At 43.7% G+C, this 20,146-nt stretch carries 17 protein-coding genes; 11 read left to right on the top strand and 6 right to left on the bottom strand.

Annotated features, from left to right (window positions below; all coding sequences use genetic code 11):
- The first annotated feature begins 3 nt into the window (after positions 1-3).
- Entirely contained in the window at positions 4-693 is a 690-nt protein-coding gene (locus tag PG901_RS08885) for an OmpA family protein (RefSeq protein ID WP_271134266.1), read from the top strand.
- A 36-nt stretch (positions 694-729) separates the two neighbouring features.
- Here the strand turns inward: PG901_RS08885 and PG901_RS08880 are convergent, their stop codons facing one another.
- Positions 730-1,641 (bottom strand): lysine exporter LysO family protein, encoded by a 912-nt coding sequence (locus PG901_RS08880; protein ID WP_271134291.1) that lies wholly within the window; start codon positions 1,639-1,641, stop codon positions 730-732.
- Between the two features lie 223 nt (positions 1,642-1,864).
- Here PG901_RS08880 and PG901_RS08875 point away from each other — a divergent pair, with 223 nt between their 5' ends.
- The 3 genes from PG901_RS08875 to PG901_RS08865 are packed head-to-tail and all read left to right on the top strand — an operon-like array spanning position 1,865 to position 6,625.
- Entirely contained in the window at positions 1,865-4,606 is a 2,742-nt protein-coding gene (locus PG901_RS08875) for an alpha/beta fold hydrolase (RefSeq protein ID WP_271134265.1), read from the top strand.
- A complete protein-coding gene (locus PG901_RS08870) occupies positions 4,599-5,801 on the top strand; it encodes a patatin-like phospholipase family protein (protein WP_271134264.1) in 1,203 nt (400 codons plus the stop codon). Before PG901_RS08875 ends, PG901_RS08870 begins: the two co-directional genes overlap by 8 nt.
- An 8-nt stretch (positions 5,802-5,809) precedes the next feature.
- Positions 5,810-6,625: an SDR family NAD(P)-dependent oxidoreductase gene (locus tag PG901_RS08865; RefSeq protein WP_271134263.1), complete on the top strand. Its 816-nt coding sequence runs from the start codon at positions 5,810-5,812 to the stop codon at positions 6,623-6,625.
- 7 nt (positions 6,626-6,632) lie between these two features.
- On the opposite strand, the gene PG901_RS08860 is transcribed toward PG901_RS08865, so the two are convergent.
- From PG901_RS08860 to nadA, 3 genes are all read right to left on the bottom strand, one after another.
- Entirely contained in the window at positions 6,633-7,526 is an 894-nt protein-coding gene (locus tag PG901_RS08860) for a phosphatidate cytidylyltransferase (RefSeq protein WP_271134262.1), read from the bottom strand.
- 79 nt (positions 7,527-7,605) lie between these two features.
- Entirely contained in the window at positions 7,606-9,495 is a 1,890-nt protein-coding gene (gene nadB / locus PG901_RS08855; protein ID WP_271134261.1) for an L-aspartate oxidase, read from the bottom strand.
- Between the two features lies 1 nt (position 9,496).
- The gene (nadA, locus tag PG901_RS08850; protein ID WP_271134260.1) at positions 9,497-10,636 is read right to left on the bottom strand and encodes a quinolinate synthase NadA; all 1,140 of its coding nucleotides are present in this window, start codon (positions 10,634-10,636) and stop codon (positions 9,497-9,499) included.
- Between the two features lie 357 nt (positions 10,637-10,993).
- Between nadA and PG901_RS08845 the strand changes: the two genes are divergently transcribed.
- The 4 genes from PG901_RS08845 to PG901_RS08830 all read left to right on the top strand — a co-directional run bounded on the left by PG901_RS08845 (position 10,994) and on the right by PG901_RS08830 (position 15,851).
- Positions 10,994-12,067, top strand: coding sequence for an NUDIX hydrolase (locus tag PG901_RS08845; RefSeq protein WP_271134259.1), 1,074 nt, complete (start codon positions 10,994-10,996; stop codon positions 12,065-12,067).
- A 203-nt stretch (positions 12,068-12,270) separates the two neighbouring features.
- Positions 12,271-13,131: a carboxylating nicotinate-nucleotide diphosphorylase gene (gene nadC, locus PG901_RS08840; RefSeq protein ID WP_271134258.1), complete on the top strand. Its 861-nt coding sequence runs from the start codon at positions 12,271-12,273 to the stop codon at positions 13,129-13,131.
- A 249-nt stretch (positions 13,132-13,380) separates the two neighbouring features.
- A complete protein-coding gene (locus PG901_RS08835; RefSeq protein ID WP_183621221.1) occupies positions 13,381-14,022 on the top strand; it encodes a MarC family protein in 642 nt (213 codons plus the stop codon).
- A gap of 446 nt (positions 14,023-14,468) precedes the next feature.
- On the top strand, positions 14,469-15,851 hold the full coding sequence (locus tag PG901_RS08830) for an NAD(P)-binding domain-containing protein (RefSeq protein WP_271134257.1): 1,383 nt from the start codon (positions 14,469-14,471) through the stop codon (positions 15,849-15,851).
- A 91-nt stretch (positions 15,852-15,942) separates the two neighbouring features.
- On the opposite strand, the gene PG901_RS08825 is transcribed toward PG901_RS08830, so the two are convergent.
- Positions 15,943-16,545, bottom strand: a complete 603-nt coding sequence (locus tag PG901_RS08825; protein ID WP_271134256.1) for a LysE/ArgO family amino acid transporter — start codon at positions 16,543-16,545, stop codon at positions 15,943-15,945.
- Between the two features lie 230 nt (positions 16,546-16,775).
- Between PG901_RS08825 and PG901_RS08820 the strand changes: the two genes are divergently transcribed.
- The 3 genes from PG901_RS08820 (at position 16,776) to PG901_RS08810 (ending at position 19,038) form a co-directional block, all read left to right on the top strand.
- The gene (locus PG901_RS08820; protein WP_271134290.1) at positions 16,776-17,510 is read left to right on the top strand and encodes a hypothetical protein; all 735 of its coding nucleotides are present in this window, start codon (positions 16,776-16,778) and stop codon (positions 17,508-17,510) included.
- Positions 17,511-17,746: 236 nt separating this feature from the next.
- Positions 17,747-18,442, top strand: coding sequence for a hypothetical protein (locus PG901_RS08815; protein ID WP_271134255.1), 696 nt, complete (start codon positions 17,747-17,749; stop codon positions 18,440-18,442).
- A 38-nt stretch (positions 18,443-18,480) separates the two neighbouring features.
- Positions 18,481-19,038: a hypothetical protein gene (locus tag PG901_RS08810; RefSeq protein ID WP_271134254.1), complete on the top strand. Its 558-nt coding sequence runs from the start codon at positions 18,481-18,483 to the stop codon at positions 19,036-19,038.
- 125 nt (positions 19,039-19,163) lie between these two features.
- On the opposite strand, the gene rluB is transcribed toward PG901_RS08810, so the two are convergent.
- Positions 19,164-20,090, bottom strand: a complete 927-nt coding sequence (gene rluB, locus PG901_RS08805) for a 23S rRNA pseudouridine(2605) synthase RluB (protein ID WP_201562495.1) — start codon at positions 20,088-20,090, stop codon at positions 19,164-19,166.
- Between the last annotated feature and the right edge of the window lie 56 nt (positions 20,091-20,146).

Below are 20,146 nucleotides of genomic sequence, written 5' to 3'. Positions count from 1 at the left end.
ATGATGGGAATGAAAAATTGTAGCACTTTATTGCTGCTAGTAACATCTATAGCGTTAGCTGGCTGCCAAACCACTGTAACTGCGCTGTCTAAAGAGTTACCTCAACATGAAAACATCAGGACGATGCAAGCAGAGATTGATTCAGATGGTGACGGTGTACTTGATGCTATAGACGAATGTCCTGAAACGCCATCTAACGTAGTGGTCGATGCGAAAGGCTGTGAAATAATAATTGAGGGAGGCGCGGCACTTGAGATGGAATTACGAGGATTTTTTGCACCGCTGAGTAGTCGATTAATTAATACATATGATAAAGAGTTTGCAAAAATTGAAGAAAAGCTTAACGAATATCCAGATGCTAATGTTTTTATCTTTGGGCATTTGTCATCGAATGAGCTTGCATTATCAAAGACCAATGACAACTTATCACGCCAACGTGCACTTACTATTAAAAACAGACTTATAACCGAGCATCATATCGCATCTGACCGTATTACTACTTATGACTGCTTAGATCGGTATCCTTCTACCAATATAGATCTGAGTTATGATGATCCTGAACAGATCGAATCCAAAAACAGAAGAGTCGTTCTTAAGGCAAGTAGACAAGTCAAAAATTTATCGAATCTAAAATACGCGAGTTATACAGAGAGTTATGGTAAGTACGCCAAGCACTGTGAGCCCTTTGAATAATAACGACTGATTTTCATCAACCTTTAAAACTTAACCTTACCCCAATGCCGAAAACAACACCATCAGCACTGGCGAGACAATATTAATGATAAAACCAAAACTAATCGCCAGTGGCACGACTTTTAGCCCGCCAGATTGTTGAATAATAGGCAGGGTAAAATCCAAACTGGTCGCGCCGCCAAGACCGACCGCTGCTGATGGATATTTGCGCATAAAGACGGGAATAAATAATAGCGCAAAGAACTCACGTACCAAGTCATTAAATAGCGCCACACTGCCCCAAACGGCGCCATAAGCATCAGTCATGATAATCGCTGATAGCGAATACCAACCAAACCCAGATGCCAGTGCCAAGCCTTTTGTCCATGATACATCGGTAAACATCAGCGCGAAAACAAGTCCGCCAACCAGAACGGCTAGTGTAAAGATGATACTCATCTCTACGCCACGTTTATTGAGTAGTACTTCTTTAAGGGTAATGCCCGAGCCTTTTAAGCCAATACCAACCAGTAAGATTAATACCATCAGCATTGCGGTCATGGTGTTTTCAGGCGGCATATAATCCACGGGTAAGAGATAGCCAATTACCATGCCAATTACCACACAAATTACTTGCGCCAAGCTGCCACGAATACTAACGCGGTGCTCTTTGGATTTGACGCTGGGCTTTTTGGCATGCCACGGGCGCAGGCGGTCAAACAGCATGAGAGCAAATAAGCCAGTGCCAATTGTCAAAATCGATAGGATGATGACATATAGGGCGATTTCACCTATTTGACTGCCCAGCCCTTCGACTTGTGACAGCTCAATACCGATGAGGGTTAAGATGACATAAACCAAGTACGACAAGCCTTTATCAGCAAGCTTGGTCATTTTGGGATTGGAGGGGATGGCAAAACCAATAAACATTGGCATTAAGACCAAAACAAGGGTAATCAGGCTTTGCATGTCGGCAGACTCGTCATTTTTAAACAAGGCGTTTTTGGGAGGGCATTTCTCAGAAGCTGGGGATTGTATCATATTAGCTCGTAAATACGGCTATCAGCACATCATATTCATCGCAAAATATGACGGTTGTTTGAGTAGTAAATGACCTCTAAGTGGCTGGTTATTCTTTACCTGACAAACTTTTGTTGTTACATTGAAGGCATCAAACGTTTTGGCACGTATTATGTCGCTATATCAACTCAAATCTCAATTCCAAGATCAATTGCGTCCTATAAGCGATACTCTAGCTGGGCAAGGTGTTACCGCCAACCAAGTGACGGTTTCAGCAGTATTGTTGAGTGTGGGAACGGCCTATGTGATAGCTAAACCCGCAGCCAAAAATCAAGCGCTATGGCTGTTAATGCCGTCATCGTTGTTCGTACGTATGGCGCTCAATGCTATTGATGGCATGATGGCGCGCGAGCACGGACAGGCATCCAAACTTGGTGAAGTGCTCAATGAAGTGGGCGATATTGTTGCCGATACAGCATTATTAGCCAGTCTGTTGCCGCATGTTGATAATCAAGAAACGCCAGTTGGGCTGATAAATACCGCAGAAAATCTATCTCACAGTCAGCGCCATATTGTTGGTTTGATTGGTCTTAGTATTGGTACCGAGCTACTGGGTATAGCCAGTAATACAGCTCTAGGTACTCGAGCCAACCATGGGCCATTAGGCAAAAGTGACCGTGCTTTTTTGCTGGGTGTGCTTGGCACCTTGGTTGGTGTCAAAGTACCGTTATCGCCATCACCTATAAGAATAGGGCAACTGTGCCTACTGACAGAAGCCTTGCTCTTAAAAACTTGCCTCAATCGCTTGCGTTATATGGCAAATTTATACGTAATGCGTAAACCGCCAGTGCCTAAATCAACACTGAACGCCTTAAGTAATTGTGATCATTCAAACATTTCCAACCATGTTGAATTTTCTCCTAGCGTCATTGATAGTTTCATCGCTCATAACGCTTTACCTCATTCTTCTACTAATGCTTCTCTTTTGGAATCCAATATTATGTCAGCGACCTCTAATAATGCAGAAAATAAAATAAATCTGCTTAACGATAGTAACCATAAAGACCCATCCCAAAAGACGTCATCAAAGCAGCCCTCACCCGAAACTATTCATTGTGAAAGCAGTTATAACGCTTATGATGGCACGGCAATATATTATCGTTACTGGCTGACGATGCCTCTAGAGGCTATAAAACAAGCCAGTCAGCAACACACACAACAGCGCCAAGTCATTCTGCTACATCGTGGTCATGAGCATTCAGGACGATTGGAAGAGTTAGGACAGCAGTTTGCTGTGGCTGGCTATCAAGTATTTGCTTGGGATGCACGCGGTAATGGGCGCTCAGGCGGTATCAAAGATCACGCCGAGAGCGTCACTGAGCTAGAGCGCGATTTAAACGACTTTGTGCAATTGGTCGTTGCTCAAACTGGCATTGCCATTGACGATACTTTACTCATCGCCAGTAGTATCGGTGCGGTACTCGCGGCAGCATGGGTACATGATTACGCACCCAATATTCGCGGGATGATTTTGGGTACACCTGCATTGAAGATTCGTTTGTATCTACCCTTTGCCATACCATCGTTAAAGGTGGCACGCGCACTTGGTTTGATGTCACGCGTGAGCAGCTACGTCAAAGCGCAAGTGCTGACCCATGATAAAGACGCGCAGCAAGCCTACAATGCCGACCCGCTTATCTCCAATAGCATCTCGACTGACTTGCTCATTGATACTCATGCGACGGGTCAACGCTTGCTCGATGATGCTGGTGCCATTACCGTGCCGACGTTTGTATTGTGCGCAGGCAAGGATTATGTGGTCGATAAGCAGGCTGAACGCGATTTTTATGACGCGATTAATACGACTAGTAAGCGTTGGCAATTATATCCAGACAGCTATCATGCTATCTTTCATGAAACCAATAAAGCAGACGTCTTTGCTGATTGTCTTGAGTTCGCTGAGCAGGTATTCAGTACGGACGTTAAAACGCCTGATTTAAGCGCCGCTCATCTAAACAGTGCCAGTAAGGATAAGGTTGATCGCTTAGCGATTAAGCCTTTTAACCCAAGCTTTGCCATTACCCGATTTGCCATGCAAAAATTTGGTCATGTCAGCGATGCCATTGCCACTGGGCTTGTGCATGGCTTTGATTCGGGTCATTCGCTCGATCATGTCTATTACAATCAGCCGAGCGGTCAGAATAAATTTGGTCAGGCAGTCGATAAATTTTACTTAAGCAATATTGGTTGGCAAGGTATTCGTATCCGCCGTGAGCATATATTAGAGCTAGCACGTCAAGCTTTAGCAGATATTGAAGATAAGAACCAAAGTAGCGCTAAGTTATACCAACCAAGATTGCTAGATATTGCTAGTGGGCATGGCTTTTATGCGTTTGATTTGTTGACAGAGTTTGCAGACTTGCATGCTGAGCTACGTGATTATGAGCAGCATAATATTCAAGCTTTACAGTCGAAAGCGCAGCAGCTAGAAATTGCTGATCGCGTGATTGCCTGTCAAAAAGATGCTTTTAACCCTGCCAGTTATGTTGATGAGCAGAAAGAGACTGGCAGTGCCGATGAAACAAAATTCGATATCGCCATTGCCTCTGGTGTTTTTGAATTGTTTTCTGACAATACGCTACCAACGACGGCTTTGGCAGGCATTTACGATAGTTTAAACTCTGGTGGTTATTTACTTTATACCAATCAGCCTTGGCATCCTGAACAAGAATTTATCAGTAAAACCTTAAACAATCATCGTGGCAGTAGTTGGGTGATGCGTTGTCGTTCACAAGCAGAGATGGATCAGTTGGTTGAGAATGCTGGCTTTCAAAAAATAGCGATGCGTATCGATCGCTTTGGTATCTTTACCGTGTCACTAGCGATTAAAGTAGCCTCAACCAATCATGAATAATACGCATGCCAAACCCTATGAGCGTGTACAGCTTTTTTCAGGGGGCGGTTCCCGTTTTGGCTATTATTTAGGTAGCTATGCGGCATTGGTGGCTCATGATTTGACGCCGGATATGATTGTTGGCACCTGCGGTGGTAGTCTATCGGCTTATTTGGTTAATTTAGCGCCCGATCCCAAGGATTTGCAGGAGCTCATGTGCAGCAGTGAGTTGTATCGTGTCATTACTGCTATCAGACATGTCGCGCCAGACGAAGCAAGTAAGCGATTAAAAATACGTTATATGGCTCAAGCTTTCAAGCGCTGGCGACTCACAAAGCAAAAAGCTAACGGGCAAAGACAGCGGCAAGTAGATAACTATGAGCGGATTTTAGATGAATTGCAGCAGCTAGCGATGTTTCGAGTCGATAATGAGGAACAATGGCTTGACGAGTTGTCTGGTTTTTCTCTCAAGCACAATAATAATTCGTTTAATCCTACCACGCCAGAAATAGCCATTATCGCCAGCCGCCTGTATCCAACAGCTAATCAAGGGACTACTGTTGATAATGCTTTTAACAATGATTTTAGGCTACAAGAATTATTATTTGCCCCGCCGCGATTGGCAGCATTAGATCTCATTGCAGAAAAACTGAATTCACCGGCTCATACATTTGCTACTGGACGTATAACTCAGTCTGTCAAAACGCTGACCAAATGGGATTTTGCCCCTGCGATTCGTGCTTCTATGGCAGATATGTATTACCTACCACCGACGCATATCGCAGCGCTTGGTTGGTGCTTAGGCGGGGTGATTAATCTCACACCCATTGAGCTGGCGTGTCAATTGGGTCATAGCGTATTTGCAGAGACCAAGGCAGGTTATGATTCATGGCTTGCCGCACCAGCCATTCAACGTGTTTTTGGTTTTGACCCCAACGAGCGTTTGGCACAGGTGCAGGGTTTTGATTCAACAGAAACGCTGACACGCGCTGATTCTGTTGAAACCAGTCCTCGAGTGAATCAATTACATTGGTTACCTTTTGCAGATAATGCTCAGCAGTTGGCAAGACATCATGTACAAAAGCGTTTCAGTATCAAACAAATGACCGTTGAGCTCATCCACAGTGATTATGATGGCTTTGTGCGGCAAATGCAGGCGCAATGGCGGTATGGCTATCAGCGTACCACTAACTATATACAACAGCACGGGCTATGAGTTTGCAAATGAAAGACCTTACACAATCTACTTCAGCTCATAAGTCATCGCATATCATCGTTTTCGGCGGTACGAGTGGTCTTGGTTTGGCGTTGGCACTGCATCATCAGGCGCTTGGCTGGCAAGTGAGCGTGGTTGGTCATAGTATGGAGAAGATAGACCGTCTCAATAGTCAGCACCCCGATATTGTTACTTATTGCTGTGATTTGACTGATAACGCGCAAACACAAAGTTTGTTAGAGAGCTTGTCAAATATCAGTTTTCAAAGAGTGATTTATAGTGCGGGTAGTTATACCAATGAGCGTGTTCACCATCTGAGTCAAGCGGACAGCGATCAAATGCTAGCAATTAATCTGCAAGCGTTTGAGCAGGTTTTTAGATGGGCAAGTGAGCAATTAAGGCGGCAAAGCTGTGCGTTGGATTTCAACGAAAACAGCAGCCTAAGCCTAATTTGTATTGCTTCTATAGCAGGTACTATGGATTATCCTTACGCCAGTCTTTATGCCAAAAGCAAACGAGCGATGATTGCCAATGCTAGCGCCTATCGAGCAGCACTTGCGCCTTATCATATCCAAGTAAACTGCATCGCCTCAGGCTATATCGACACCCAAGCATTACGTGATTTAAATAATGGTGATGCTAGCCATAAGCCATTTATAATAAAGACACAAACGGCGGTTGAGAAGATTATGCAGGCAATTGATAAAGATATTGAGCTGGGAATATTCCCACGCTCTATGCGCTATATCACTCGGGCGCTAAACCATTTACCTAAGCCTTTGCTTAATTTAATATTGCGCAGTAAATTGGATAAAACCACTTGATAACAGCTTAGCCGAGCAGCCAATAAAACAAGGTAAATAATGGCAGACCAATCAGCAGACTATCTATTCTATCCAATACGCCGCCATGTCCAGCGAGCATAGTACCCGTGTCTTTTACTCCGTGCTGACGTTTAAAGGCGGATTCTAATAAATCTCCAGCGATACCACTTACCGCTAAACCATAGGCGGCCAATAAGCAAATCCACCAGCTAAAAGAAGTGAGCCAGATACCTAATAGTGTGGCCAATATCGCTGCTAACACACTGCCAAAGAGAGCACCTTCGATACTTTTATTGGGGCTGATGGTTGGAGCAAGACCGCGCTTAAAGATTTTGTGACCAAGCAATCGTCCGCATAGATACTGTGCAATATCATTAAATTGGCTGGCGAATAATACAAAAAACAAAATGCCATATTGTTCGCGCTGCCACGTTAATTGCTGTAAGGCAATCAAGCTGATAATCAATGCGATAAAGACAGAACTAAACAGCAAGTCTAGGAATTTTAAACGTGTATAGGCTCGCTTAGAATCACAAGAGGTTTTTATAAAAGGCTGAGTATTTGGTTGCAAGCCACGCGCTTGAAGCTTACTAATAAGCCTAGCTTTACTAGGTAGGTGCCATAATCGTTTAATCTCGTAGCCACCACGCACACCAATCAACAAGAAAAAAGCGATCAGCAACCACTGATAGGGGTATGTGCGAGAGTGTAGGTGTTGACTGTTATCAGTTATTTTAGCGATAACATAACAAGCGCAAAGCGCTGCTAACATGAGCCACCATGAGCGTGCTATAAGATAGATTTTCGGTAAGCGCTGACGCAAGCGAGGTAGGGCAAGCATAGCCCAAACCGAACTCACGACTAGCATTAGGGCCATCACAAACCGTAAGTCAGAAGCCATGTTTTTAGCACTTTGAGGTCGTTAGAGAACGGTAATCTACCGTTTTTTTTATGGCTGAAGTGGCAACGCTTAATTGCTGTTAGGCGTTAGCAACTGTATATACCAATCCAGCCTCTGTATCATCGATTATAGGCTGAATCAACCAATCAATACCACCTTCTTTCAACTTTGATAATGGCTCAATCACACTCGTCAGAGGTGTGGTTGTTAAGTCAGGATAGTCTTTTCGGTAATGGCCACCGCGGCTCTCATGACGCTGATAAGCAGATTGAATAATCAAGGTCGCTAATTGTAATTGTCTTGCTAATTGAAAGTAAGGCAGCTCATTCAAAATAGTAGCGTTGTCTTTATTATAGATGCTTAGTTGATTAGAGTCGTAACAGTTAAGTTGTTGTTGCCATTGCTGTATTTGTACCAGCGCTTGTGCTAACTGTTTAGCATCACGGGTAATACCCATATGAGACGTCATCAAAGCTTTTAATCCTGCGGTTATTGCAGTGATATCAGCATCCGTATGGACGTTGTGATTGTCATGACAATTGCTTTCATATTCAGTAGACGATGGCAAAGTAATGCGCTGACTATCTTTAAGCGTTGGCGCTATCCACATGTCATGGATTAATTTGTCTAAATTAGCATGAGGTAAAGTTGTCTCTAACGTTTCTATTGCTGCTAAATAGCGCGGCAAGTCCGTAGCGATATTGCGCCCAACGACCACACATTCCAAAAGTGAATTACTCGCTAAGCGGTTTGCTCCATGCAGACCTGTATAAGCAACCTCACCAGCAGCATAAAGCCCTGTTACATCGGTCAAACCATTAGCAGACGTCACTACACCGCCGCAGCTATAATGAGCGGTAGGGGCAACTGGAATGGGGTCAGTAGTGATATCAATGCCAAGCTCTAGTAGCGTTTGATAAATTTGCGGAAAATGTTCTTGTAAAAATTCCGCTGGCAAGTGACTAACATCAAGATTGACGTAGCCAAGTCGATTCTTATTAATTTGCTCAGCGATGGCACGGGCGACGATGTCTCTTGGAGCCAGTTCTGCACGCTTATCAACATCGAGCATAAAACGCTTGCCCGTTTGCGGACAATACAACCGTCCACCTTCACCGCGCAGTGCTTCGGATATTAGAAAGCTACTGTCATCTAAGGCTAAGCCGGTCGGGTGAAATTGAATAAACTCTAAATTGGCTAAGCGGCAACCCGCTTGCCATGCCATCATCACACCATCGCCGACACAGACATTCGGCGCACTGGCACGCTTAAACAGTTGTCCTAAACCGCCACTTGCCAATACGACAGCGCGACTATAAAAGGTAAGTTTACGTTGATTGTGATAATCAAAAACAAGCGCACCTTGGCATTGCTTATTTGGATTAGCGCTGTTTTGTAAAAGGCTCAGTGCTTCATGGTAGGGTAAGATAGTAATATTGGATGCAGCTTGTGCTTTTAGAGTCAAGGCTTCCATAATATGGCGGCCAGTGGCATCATCGGCATGTGCAACTCGCCGACAGCCATGACCGCCTTCTTTGGTAAGATGCAAATTGCTAGTCTGTAATGCCGCTAAAGGATTTACATTATTATATGGCTGTCTTTCATGTTGCGGAATCAGGGTAAAGGGTACACCCTGCTCACATAACCATTGTACGGCTTGCTGTCCAGCGCTGAGGATATTAGTGGTATTATCAGTCTCACATAATCCTGCACCAGCGACTAACGTATCAGCGATATGATCAGCGACACGGTCATTCTTGTCTAGACTGGCTGCAATGCCGCCTTGCGCATAATGGCTTGAGCAAACTTCTATCGCGGATTTACTTAATACTGTCACACTTAGCGATTTTGGCAAAGCGAGAGCAGTGCTTAGTCCTGCAAGACCAGCACCTATGATAAGTATATCTGTTTGGACAGTATTCTCAGCATTGTTAGTCCTTATCTTATCCGCTGACCATGCCTCGTTCATATTACGCCGCTCCAACATTGGCAAATAATTCGCGGTCTTTGACAATGTCACCGCTCGCGGCCACCCGTTGCTTTTGCGCTTCGGCAAAATCAAGCATGCGTTGTAAAGGTTTTCTAGCTGCTGCTGCGAGCTCAGGCGTCATGAGCACTTCACCGCTGCGCTGAGACAGACATTGCTCAATCCCTTTTAGGCCATTCATCGCCATCCATGGGCAAAAAGCACAACTCTTACAACTGGCGCTCTCACCAGCGGTCGGCGCGGCTAAGAAACGTTTGTGTGGCGAGCGCTTTTGCATCTCGTGCAAGATACCCAAGTCGGTAGCGACAATAAAGGTATCGGCATCCATCTCATACGTTGATTGTAATAGCTTACTGGTTGAGCCAACCACATCGGCAAGCGCGACGACGCTATCAGGTGACTCAGGATGTACCAACACCTTAGCGTCTGGATACTCATCTTTTAATTGCATCAGCTCAGTTGCTTTAAACTCGTTATGAACCAAGCAAGACCCTTGCCAAAGCAGCATATCTGCGCCAGTCTCTTGCGCGATGTATTTACCCAAATGACGGTCAGGGCCCCAAATGATAGGCTCGCCTTGCGCATGCAGATGACGAACGATATCGATACCAACGGACGAGGTCACAACCCAATCAGCACGCGCTTTGACCGCAGCGCTAGTATTGGCATAAACCACCACGGTACGCTCAGGATGGGCATCACAAAATGCGGAGAACTCATCAGCAGGGCAGCCTAAGTCAAGCGAACACTCAGCCTCCAAGTCTGGCATCAGCACAGTTTTTTCCATGCTTAGTATCTTTGCCGATTCGCCCATAAAGCGTACGCCAGCGACGACTAAGGTTTGCGCGCTATGCGCTTGTCCAAAGCGTGCCATCTCCAATGAGTCACCAACACAGCCGCCTGTTGCTAATGCTAAGTCTTGAATAAAAGGGTCGACGTAGTAATGGGCAACTAATACGGCATTATTATCTTTCAACAGCTGCTTAATATTATCTTCAACTGCGAGACGTTCGGCACGTGGCAGGTCTGCCGGTATTTTAGCTTTGGCATATTCGATGTTCATTTGAGTCGCAATGCGATTGTCATTGCTCATGATGGGCGCGTCATAGGGATAAGTTTTCATAAGTGCAACCTCTTTAGTGCATTAACGACAAATGAGGTGTCGTTAGAAATAAGACAGTTAAATATGGTAAATAAATAAAGTGTTTTAATTATGCTCATTTTGAGCATAAATACAAGTATTTTTTATAATTAACTTAAGAATTGAACTAAATGTGTGTAGGTTCTTTCCAAATGCGTCATCGTTCTTACATTGTTGTTCTTGCATTTATTTTCTAGTATTTATCACAGTGCCATTGGTATATTTACAACGCCAGACTATGATAGTTTTAGATTCACGCTATACTTAGCCGTGTTATAAAAGTCAGAATTTGTAGCTTTTTCACTGCATTCTTCAAGATAAAGGATATTTACTAAAGCCATGACGTTGTCTTACTCACATGCACATCAACAGGGTAGTGGCACCACAGAAGTGGTCGCCGTGTTGGTGGCGATTACTGAGCATACCGCTCGGGTCTTAACCGTTGATCAAGGTAAGCTATTGCCCAATGGACCCTTGATGCCATTGCACCGCTCGTTGCAAGCTGGCGTACGCCAGTGGGTTGAAGAACAAACTCAGCAGCCGCTGGGTTATTTAGAGCAGCTATATACCTTTGTCGATACCAATAGACGCAATGTCGATGGCCATGCGTTGGTGTATGTCAGCTACTTGGGGTTGGTGCAAGAGACGCAAACGCAGCAGCTACAGAGCCAAGCCTTATGGCGAGATTGGTATGATTATTTTCCATGGGAAAATCACTTAGAGGGTAGGCCAAGTATCATCATGGATTTCATTGTGCCAGCACTATTAGAGTGGGCGAATGATACAAAAGATGCCATCGTTCAGCAGCGTCGTCGTCAGCGCATTGGCTTGTGCTGGGGCTTGAATGAAGCGTTCTTAGCGGGTAATGATTTTGGCAATTGCGAAAATTGCGAAAATAAAAATGCTGGTCTTGATACAGCGAGTGATAATAATCAGGATAATCGAGAGTGGGTTGCCGAACACGTACTACTACGCTATGAGATGCTATATGAAGCGGGGCTGATCCCTGAAGCGCCGACCTATCCACCCAGTTATTCAGCCAATGCTCAGACCAGACCTTTACCTGAAAATTGGTCGCAGCTGATAGGTGTGCCTATGTATTATGATCATCGCCGCGTGATTGCTACCGCCATTTCACGTCTGCGCGCCAAGATTGAATATCGACCGCTTATCTTTGGTTTGATGCCAGATTTTTTCACCTTATCGCAATTACAGCAAAGCGTCGAGGCGTTGTCAGGCGTGCGCTTGCATAAGCAAAACTTCCGTCGTTTGCTAGACTCACAAAACCTTGTCATGGAGACGGGGCAGAGTAGTAGCGCCCAACGCGGTCGACCTGCCAAACTCTATCGCTTCCGTCACGATATTGAGCTACAAAGCTTGCTAATGGACAGTAAATTGCCCAAACGAAAATAGCGCTAATAGTATTAATGTATGCATAACGCTTCCCCCATTAGCCTTAAATATAAATTGTTAAATAAATAAAATAACGCCCTTTTCTTGCGAGGCTAGATACTTTACGTTATATTTATGCTCATTTTGAGCTTAATAGAATAAAGCTCGGATTAATAATGCGCATTTACCATGTAAAAGCCATCACATAAAAATAAGGGTAAAATATGACAGTTAAACAAGAGCCAGCATTGGATGAAGTATTACTTAAGCCCTTAGTGGAAGCCGCTTTAACTGAGGATTTGGGTAGACGTGGTGATGTGACGTCGCAAGCAACCATCCCAGCTACTATGCAAGCGCAATTACAAATCAAAGCGCGCCAAGCAGGTGTGATTTGCGGTATGGATCTGGCAAGACTGTCTTTTGCTTTGGTTGATGCGCAGATAGAGTTCGCTGCTCAGGTTGTTGATGGTGAAACGGTTGCAGCGGGCACAGTATTGGCGATTGTCAGCGGCAATGCGCGTCATCTATTGACAGCCGAGCGTACCGCTCTAAACTTTATGACCCATCTCAGTGGTATTGCAACGGCAACTCGGCAGATTGTCGATAGTGTGGCAGAGTATCCCGCGCAAATTACCTGCACGCGTAAGACTATCCCAGGTCTACGTACGGTACAGAAATATGCGGTACGCTGCGGCGGCGGGCGCAACCATCGTTTAGGACTAGACGATGCGATTTTAATCAAAGACAATCACATTGCCATTGCAGGTGATATAAAGACCGCTATTCAGCAAGCGCAAGACTTTGCAGGTCACCTGATTCCTATTGAGGTTGAAGTCGATACGTTAGCGCAGTTAGCGCAAGCCTTAGATGCTGGCGTGAGCTTGGTTCTTTTAGATAATATGTCACCCGAGACATTATCGAAAGCGGTTACCATGTGCAAAGGTCGCGCCAAGACCGAAGCATCAGGTGGTATCACCCCTGAAACCGTGCAAGCCGTAGCAGAAACCGGTGTTGATTTTATTGCGATGGGTTATTTGACTCACAGCACAATGGCGCTAGATATCGGGCTTGATTTTAGCGCCTAACGTCAGCGCTTAGTCTGAGTTTATATCTGCTTTTATAGGTTAAATCTCGGACTAATAGTCTATTAAAAGGGCAGATTTGTATGGATATCCTATGGATTTGGTAAGGCTTAAGAATTAAGCGAAGTTAATGATTTAATTGGCTTATCTGCCTATGCTACAATGCCGCTGCTACCGACTATAAGGTCGTCGTACACGCGCACGACGACCTTATCTTTTGCCCGATTTGCCCAATAGATAAGCGAGCGCTTAGTGAATACTGAAATCATCAAGATAATCTTAGCTTTTTTGGTATTGATTAATCCCTTTGGCGCATTGACGTTATTTTTGGATTCAACTCGCGGTTATTCGATGAATAATCGCCGTAAAGTGGCGCGCGTAGCTTGTTTAACTATTTTTATCACCATCAGTTTCTTTACCATAGTAGGTGAAACGCTACTAAAAGCTTTGGGTATCTCGATTGGCTCGTTCCAGCTGGCAGGTGGTATTTTAGTATTCTTAATTGCCTTAAACATGATGAATGGTGAAGGCAACCCTGTTAAACCTGATCAAGAAAATTTCGATGTTGACCATCTGCACGGTGCACCGCCAACGATGGCTGCAGCAGTCGTGCCTATAGCCATTCCAATGATGATTGGACCTGGCGGTATCTCAACAGTTATTATTTACTCCTCGCAAGTCTCTGGTATTTTGCAAGTCTCTGCTATTTTGATTGCGGGTTTGTTTATCAGTTTATTCTGTTATTTAGCCTTGATGGCGGCAGGTCGTATCAGTCGTTTATTAGGCGATACAGGCTTAAACATCATGAGTCGAATCATGGGTATGTTACTCGCGGCAGTTGCTATCGAAATCATCGTTAATGGGCTACGCACCTTATTTCCTGATTTAGTCTAGAGCGTGTCCTCAATTCAATCGATGGGCATCTAAATGGTCTAAAAATGGCCAAACTTCGTCAAATAGCTGGGTAATATCCTGATATTAATTACACTATTTTCCTTGTTTGGCTACAATTTATCTCATTTTTATCACCATTTTTAAAATGAGGACATGCCCTAATTAATTCCTAAGTGCTCATTGCTTTTATCTGGCTTTTTAATAACGGCTATTACAAGCTATATTCTATCAAAATTGCAGCCCAGCCCTCGCCAAAAGATAGTATTCATCAAAAACCTCCTGTCTATTTCCTAAAATACTGCCTCCTAAAATCTTATCTCCTAAGCAAATTTTAAAATTAATTGCTGATTTTAAGACCTACGATCAATTACCAAAAGTATTAGCAAAAAACGTCAATTATGAAATTATGTTATAATAGGGGTACGATAATTTCATAGGAGTTAGTTTTGAGTAAGAAAAGGATTGCTATTTTAGGTGCAGGTCCAAGTGGTTTGGCGCAGTTGCGCGCTTTTGAAGCAGCTCGTTTGGCTGGCGCAAAGAACTTGCCTGAGATAGTTTGTTATGAAAAGCAAAACGCTATCGGCGGCATGTGGAATTACAGCTGGCGCACAGGTTTAGACAGAAACGGTGAGCCTGTCCACGGTAGTATGTATCGCTATTTATGGTCGAATGGCCCTAAAGAGTGCTTAGAGTTTGCCGATTATTCGTTCGATGAGCATTTTGGTGAACCTATCCCATCATATCCACCCCGTGAAGTCCTAAAAGACTACATCATGGGTCGTATCGATAAGCAAGATATTCAAAAATACATCCGCTTTGAGTGCCCTGTACGTTGGGTGTCATTTGATGATGAAACGCAAAAATTCACCGTGACGGTGATGAACCATAAAACCGATGAGCAAGAAGTGGAAGAGTTTGATTATGTCGTGGTTGCGACCGGTCATTTCTCAACGCCAAATATGCCATACTTTGAAGGTTTAGAAGCGTTCCCCGGTCGTATTCTACATGCGCATGATTTTCGTGACGCATTAGAATTTAAAGACGAAGATATCTTACTTATCGGTAGCAGTTATTCTGCCGAAGATATTGGCACCCAGTGTTACAAGTATGGCACCAAATCAGTCACGATTAGCTATCGCACACAAGCACTTGGTTATGACTGGCCGGAAGGTATTAAAGAAGTGCCATTAGTAACGCATTTTGAAGATGATGTGGCACATTTTGCTGATGGTACGAGCCAAAGCTTTGACGCCATTATCATGTGTACGGGTTATTTATTCCACTTCCCATTCATGCCCGATGAGCTGCGTTTGCAGACGCACAACTGCTTATACCCAGCCAACTTATATAAAGGTATTTTTTGGCAGCCGAACCCAAAGCTGATTTATTTAGGCATGCAGGATCAGTACTTCACCTTTAATATGTTTGATGCGCAAGCGTGGTACGCACGTGATGTGATGCTGGGCGATATCGAATTGCCTGATTTGGCGATTCGTGAAGCAGATGAGCAAAAGTGGTTGGCGACTTATGCTAAGTGCGTGACGGTCAGTGATTCTATTGATTTTCAGGCTGCTTATATTCGTGACTTGACCAATGGCACCGATTACCCAGAGTTCGCGGTAGAAGAGCAGGGCGAGATTTTAAAGGAATGGCAAAAAGATAAAGCTGAGAATATCATGACCTTTAGAGAAAAGGCCTATCGTTCTACTTTAACTGGAACGCTATCTCCTGAGCTACCAGAGCCATGGTTAGATATTCTTGATGATTCGCTAGAGCATTTTTTAAACTTAACCTTTGTTAAGCCTAAAAAGCGCAAAAAAGCGTCCTAATAAGAAGTCATTAGTTTCAAAATAAAAAAACCAAACATGTAATGTGTTTGGTTTTTTTGTTTTATAAGCTGCGTTTATTTATTACGCTTCATTAACTTTGATATAGATGCCAAGCCAAATACAGCATCAGAAAACCGACTAAAGCATCGAGTATATTCCAGGCTTTTGGTTTGGCAAATAGCGGTCTAAGTAATCGTGCACCATAACCAAGTGCAAAGAAGAAAAAGAAAGAGGCACTGACCGCACCAGCGGCAAATACGACTTTGCTAGTTGCCCCTGTTGAAACCATGCCGACGAGCACCAATGTATCTAGATAGACGTGCGGATTAAGCCAAGTAAAGCCAAAGCATAATAACAGCGCTTTTTTTAAACTGGTGATAACTTGACCGTCGATGGTAAGCGCGTGTGATAAGCGCACACTCGCATACAAGCTTTGGATGCCATAAGCCAGCAAAAATATGACGCCAGCAATTTTGGCAATGTTGACGGCTTGCGGGTAGCGAGCCGTTACTGCGCCAAAGCCGCCAACACCAGCAGAGATTAGCAGCGCATCACTGACCGCGCAAAATAAGCAGACGAAAAAGATATGTTCGCGTTTCAGTCCTTGTTTGAGGACAAAGGCATTTTGTGAGCCGATGGCAATGATGAGCGATAGCCCAAGCAAGAAGCCAGAAATATAGTCGGGAGCATTCATAATAGTGCGCTTATGATTTTAAGGTTTGATGTTTTTAGGGTTTTGTCTTTCACATGATTGGAGAGGTTGCAAAGTGAGAATCTTGACATTTTGCTTACTGGCAGCGCTGTAAAAAGCTGTTAAGATACGCTATTGAATAAATCTATGCAATATGAATAAACGCAGTACGAGCAAAATATGAATGCACTGAAAGAGAGGCAAAGTCGGTCATGGTGGTAAGTTTGGCAAGAATGCTACAGTCATTTGGGCAAGCTCAAGACCTGCCAACACTCGCGGCTAAAAATGCTCAGAAAATGGCAAGTAGTGGTGATAGTACGTCTAATGATAAAGCAGCCGATAATGAGCAGACTCAAGCGAGCAGCAAACGTTCTACGCTTACGCCGCCTGAGCGTGCCGATCGTATTTGCGCTGCATTAGCACAAGTAAATGATATCCGCTCGGCAACGCCATTGACCGATCGCTATTTAGCCAATCGTGCTCAGATGTGCCCAACCAATCGCCCTCCTTTTGACCCTGATACCTTATGGTATCTCAAACATGGACGCTGTCCGATTATGACTGAGCTTGTTGATGTGGTCGATGAAGCCACGCTAAACGCTATGCCTATTGAGGCCGTTGCGATACTAGATAGGATTAATGGTAAGTTAAAGCGCTACCGTGAGTGGAGTAGCGAGCTCAATGCTGAGCAACAACAGCAACATAATGAGCGCCAATTTGTCATCGATAAGCTGGTGTCTGAAAGTATTCCAGAAGCGCTACATCACTATGAGCAGCTGCAACGCTTTAGTCCGCACCGTACCAAAAATAATATGGTGCAAGGAAAAATGACCGCAGGCGATATGTTGACCGATTTGTTTTTAGAGATTGATTATGAGCTTGATGAATTACTAGATGAGCTCCACCAAACGGTGATGAATAAACTGGCTTCAACGCACCGTTATGTTAAAAGCCGAACCCAAAGCTAGTGCTTGCTTGCTTTTTAATTATGGGCTTTCACTCATGAACTTCGAATTGGCGTTATAAAAGTTATATAAATCAGCATGATTAAACACAATCGACTCAATGTATAACAATATAGGGCTTTAATAGAGCCTTATTTTTTTGTTTAATGATAACTATCGGTTTTTATTTAGAATAATACGTTTATTTAAAACAATAAGAAACTTGCCAAACAATTTTGCTAAGCAATAAGGACAACCTAATGACCCAATTGACTGCGATGTTCGTAATGTTTGTTTTATATGGCGTGCTGCCAGCCGCCGGGTTGTACCTAGGATATCGTGGTATTAGAAAAGTGACGGCGCCCAAAATGCTTGAGTATAAAGCGATGCCGCAGTTGGGATATATTCCCGAAAAAAGCTTGCCAGTTGAGGTCAAAACCGCCCTTGACCAAATCAATGACAAAGGCGAAAAGCTGCGTGTTATTTATGGCGATACCAATAATGATGGCAAAATTGATGATAAAGATACCGTCAACGAAACCTATATCATGATTCAAAACCTAATGGATAGGCATGTGCCACTAGCGGTGGCTGATTATCGCCGTTTGCATGACTTAGATGTGGGGGACGGCGCGCTTGCTGATAGCACTAAAATTAAGCACTCTAATGTCACTGGCAAAGAAGCATTGCTAGATGTGTTGAGCGCGATTAATACCCAGTTTGATGACTTATTGAATGCTTCCTATCATCAAGATGGACAAAAGCTACTTGCAACCAATCGATATTTACAAAAACGTTTTAACAATCCTACCGTTAATGCGGATATTCAGGGGCTTAATAATAATGCCGATAGTACCATTATTAATCATAGTAATAGAGAAATCGAAGCCCTTGAAATTCCAACTGATGCAAGTGGCAAAAGCGCGAATACGAATGCTAAAGATATTAAACTGTAATTACCCAATCGTATGAGCTAAATAAAGGTTAGGCGTATATGAGTGTCTTAATTGGCGTTGGCATTGTGACGACAGTCACTACCATTTATTTAGGTAGAAAAGGCTGGCATGCATTGCATAAAATGGTCGGCATTACCCCAGGTGTGCTTACGTATCAAGATAATAATACGCCATTGGCACTATCTGCAGTAAATTGGCAGCAGCTAACTTTAAATAAAAAGCACTTGAAAGTTTTGCCGAATAACCAACTATGTCAACTACAACGTATCGATGAAAAGGTCAGCAGCTATCAATCTTATCAAAAAACACGACAAGCTCAGAATAAAACGCCTGCGGTCACAGAACAGCAGTTTGTGTTAAATAAAATGTTGCATACCCGTTTACCTGAAATGCTGGCCAGTCATTATCAGCTAGTAAATATAAATAGAAGTAATAATGAGGTAAATCAGCAAAAAAAAGCTGAAGCCAGTGAATTATTGCAACAAGTCTTAAATAATATCGAACAACGTTTAGATAAACTGTTAGAACAAATGGCTACGCAGCAGTTGCAGGAATTACGAGTCATGAAGAGCTATATTAATAGCCATGATAGCTAAGCTTTTGGTTAGCTACGTTATTAAGAAACGCATAAAAAAGCGGTCAATGAATGAATCATTGACCGCTTTTTTTAATAACTACTTCAAATTTATAAAAGATTCAAAGTAAGGTTAAATTAATCCGATTAACGCTTGTTGTTACGGTCACGGGTATTACGGGTGCCGCGACTGGCAGGACTAGCACTGCTCTTAGGTTTTGCGCTGCTAGGACGGCTATCGCTACGAGTGTCAGTACGACGTGCTTTAAGCGGTTTGTTTTTAATACGTTCTTGCTTCTCTTTAGCTGCACCATGCAGACCTGTACCGTGACGTGGGCGTAAGCTCACCAAATCCGTCAAGGTATTGATGTCTTTTTTATCCAGCTCTAAGAAACGACCGGTGCGTAGCTCTTTTGGCAAGATAATCGTACCATAACGTGTACGCAGCAGACGGCTAACTTTAAGACCTTGCGACTCAAATAAACGACGTACTTCGCGGTTACGACCTTCTTTTAACTTAACGTGATACCACTTATTGACGCCTTCGCCGCCGCCTTCTTTGATATCTTCAAACTGTGCCATACCATCTTCTAACATGACGCCAGACGTTAGTGTACGAGCGATGTCTGGTGTCACTTCACCAAGCACGCGCACTGCATATTCACGTGTCACTTCGCTAGACGGATGCATTAAGCGATGCGCCATTTCGCCATCATTGGTAAACAATAACAGACCAGTCGAGTTAATATCCAAGCGACCAACCATTACCCAGCGGTCGTGAGTCAATTTTGGCAAACGCTCAAAAACGGTTGGACGACCTTCTGGATCATTGGCAGAGCACACTTCGCCTTCAGGCTTGTAATACGCTAAAACGCGACGACGCTTTTCATTTTCGGCAGTGTATTTGATCTGACGACCATCAACACGAATCTCATCGCCTTGTTCGACACGGTCGCCGATAGTCGCTGGACCATTATTAACGGTCACGCGACCTGCTTTAATCACTTCTTCCATCTGACGACGTGAGCCAAGTCCCATACGGGCGAGGGCTTTTTGGAGTTTTTCATCTTTCATAACGATATCCTTGAGTCGGTGGGTTTACATTTCTCAATGTATAAATTTGGACTAAC

Source organism: Psychrobacter sp. ANT_H3, assembly GCF_027919975.1.
GTDB classification, from domain to species: domain Bacteria; phylum Pseudomonadota; class Gammaproteobacteria; order Pseudomonadales; family Moraxellaceae; genus Psychrobacter; species Psychrobacter maritimus.
Note: the sequence above shows the minus strand (reverse complement) of the source record. Positions and strands in the feature narration are given on the sequence as shown.

Bases quoted from the DNA above. Each gene is read 5' to 3' on its own strand.
- PG901_RS08845 (WP_271134259.1), top strand. From the start codon at position 10,994: ATGACGTTGTCTTACTCACATGCACATCAACAGGGTAGTGGCACCACA.
- PG901_RS08815 (WP_271134255.1), top strand. From the start codon at position 17,747: ATGACCCAATTGACTGCGATGTTCGTAATGTTTGTTTTATATGGCGTG.
- PG901_RS08820 (WP_271134290.1), top strand. From the start codon at position 16,776: ATGCTACAGTCATTTGGGCAAGCTCAAGACCTGCCAACACTCGCGGCT.
- PG901_RS08825 (WP_271134256.1), bottom strand. From the start codon at position 16,545: ATGAATGCTCCCGACTATATTTCTGGCTTCTTGCTTGGGCTATCGCTC.
- PG901_RS08860 (WP_271134262.1), bottom strand. From the start codon at position 7,526: ATGGCTTCTGACTTACGGTTTGTGATGGCCCTAATGCTAGTCGTGAGT.
- nadA (WP_271134260.1), bottom strand. From the start codon at position 10,636: ATGAAAACTTATCCCTATGACGCGCCCATCATGAGCAATGACAATCGC.
- PG901_RS08810 (WP_271134254.1), top strand. From the start codon at position 18,481: ATGAGTGTCTTAATTGGCGTTGGCATTGTGACGACAGTCACTACCATT.
- PG901_RS08865 (WP_271134263.1), top strand. From the start codon at position 5,810: ATGAAAGACCTTACACAATCTACTTCAGCTCATAAGTCATCGCATATC.
- PG901_RS08875 (WP_271134265.1), top strand. From the start codon at position 1,865: ATGTCGCTATATCAACTCAAATCTCAATTCCAAGATCAATTGCGTCCT.
- PG901_RS08870 (WP_271134264.1), top strand. From the start codon at position 4,599: ATGAATAATACGCATGCCAAACCCTATGAGCGTGTACAGCTTTTTTCA.
- PG901_RS08880 (WP_271134291.1), bottom strand. From the start codon at position 1,641: ATGCAAAGCCTGATTACCCTTGTTTTGGTCTTAATGCCAATGTTTATT.
- PG901_RS08885 (WP_271134266.1), top strand. From the start codon at position 4: ATGGGAATGAAAAATTGTAGCACTTTATTGCTGCTAGTAACATCTATA.
- rluB (WP_201562495.1), bottom strand. From the start codon at position 20,090: ATGAAAGATGAAAAACTCCAAAAAGCCCTCGCCCGTATGGGACTTGGC.
- nadC (WP_271134258.1), top strand. From the start codon at position 12,271: ATGACAGTTAAACAAGAGCCAGCATTGGATGAAGTATTACTTAAGCCC.
- nadB (WP_271134261.1), bottom strand. From the start codon at position 9,495: ATGAACGAGGCATGGTCAGCGGATAAGATAAGGACTAACAATGCTGAG.